The sequence below is a fragment of the Tamaricihabitans halophyticus genome (assembly GCF_004340875.1).
Classification (GTDB): domain Bacteria; phylum Actinomycetota; class Actinomycetes; order Mycobacteriales; family Pseudonocardiaceae; genus Tamaricihabitans; species Tamaricihabitans halophyticus.
In genome coordinates, this window is record NZ_SLXQ01000047.1 from 1 (window position 1) to 1,392 (window position 1,392).

Sequence of the window (1,392 nt, forward strand, 5' to 3'; positions counted from 1 at the left end):
GGGAGTGTCCGATGAACGGTGGATCCGGCTTGGCATTGGTTAGTTTCCGGTTGGGGTGATGCGGCCTTCGAAGGCGATCGCGAAGGCGTTGAGCGCGGGTTTCCACCTCATGGCCCATCGTGCCTTGCCTCGTCCGGTCGGGTCCAGCGACCGGGTGACGAGGTAGAGACACTTCAGCGCGGCCTGTTCGGTTGGGAAGTGGCCGCGGGCACGGATCGCGCGGCGGTAGCGGGCGTTGACGGACTCGATCGCGTTCGTGGAGCAGATGACGCGGCGTATCTCCACGTCGTATTCGAGGAAGGGCACGAACTCGGCCCAGGCGTTCTCCCACAACCGCACGATCGCCGGATACCGTTCGCCCCATGCCGCGGTGAACTCTTCGAACCGTTCCTTGGCCGCGGCCTCCGTGGCCGCGGTGTAGACCGGTTTGAGGTCGCGTGCCATCTGGTCCCAGTACTTCCGAGACGCGTAGCGGAAGGTGTTGCGGATCAGGTGGATGATGCACGTCTGCACGATCGCTTGGCCCCAGACGGTGTTGATCGATTCTGGTAGTCCCTTGAGTCCGTCGCAGACCACGATGCACACATCGGCGACGCCGCGGTTCTTGATCTCGGTCAGCACCGACAGCCAGAACTTCGCGCCCTCGCCGCCGTCGCCGGCCCATAGCCCGAGGATGTCGCGTTCCCCGGCCACGGTGACACCGATCGCGACGTAGATGGGCCGGTTGGCGACCTGGCCGTCGCGGATCTTGACGTGGATCGCGTCCACGAAGACCACCGGATAGACCGGCTCGAGTGGCCGGTTGGCCCATTCGGTGAGCTCCCCGACGACCTTGTCGGTGATCCGGCTGATCGTGTCTTTGGAGACCGTCGCGCCGTAGACGTCGTCGAAGTGTGCGGCGATCTCACCGGTCGTCAAACCTTTGGCCGACAACGACAGCACGATCTCGTCGACGCCAGTCAGCCGCCGCTGACGCTTCTTGACGATCTGCGGGTCGAACGACGCATCCGTATCGCGCGGGACCTCGATCTCGACCGGACCGATCTCGGTCAGCACGGTCTTCGTTCTGGTCCCGTTCCGTGAGTTGCCGCTATCGCGTCCGGCCGGATCGTGGCGGTCGTAGCCGAGGTGTTCAGTCATCTCGGCATCCAGCGCGGTCTCGAGCACGTTCTTCGTCAGCTGGTTCAACAACCCGTCCGGGCCGACCAGATCAACACCCTGCTCCTTGGCCTGCGCCAACAGCTGCTCGGCCAACTGCTGCTGATCCACGGGTCCGTCTGCCTGCTGTTCAGTCACAGGCTCCACTGTCTCGGTCATCACAGATCCTTCCCACCAAGCTTGCTGCTCGGCGTGTCAGACCAAGACCAGATCCACCGTTAACCAGACAGTCCC

At 63.9% G+C, this 1,392-nt stretch carries 1 protein-coding gene; it reads right to left on the reverse strand.

Annotation, left to right across the window (positions count from 1 at the left end):
* Positions 1-39 precede the first annotated feature (39 nt).
* Positions 40-1,317, reverse strand: coding sequence for an IS256 family transposase (locus EV191_RS29985; protein ID WP_132881511.1), 1,278 nt, complete (start codon positions 1,315-1,317; stop codon positions 40-42).
* Between the last annotated feature and the right edge of the window lie 75 nt (positions 1,318-1,392).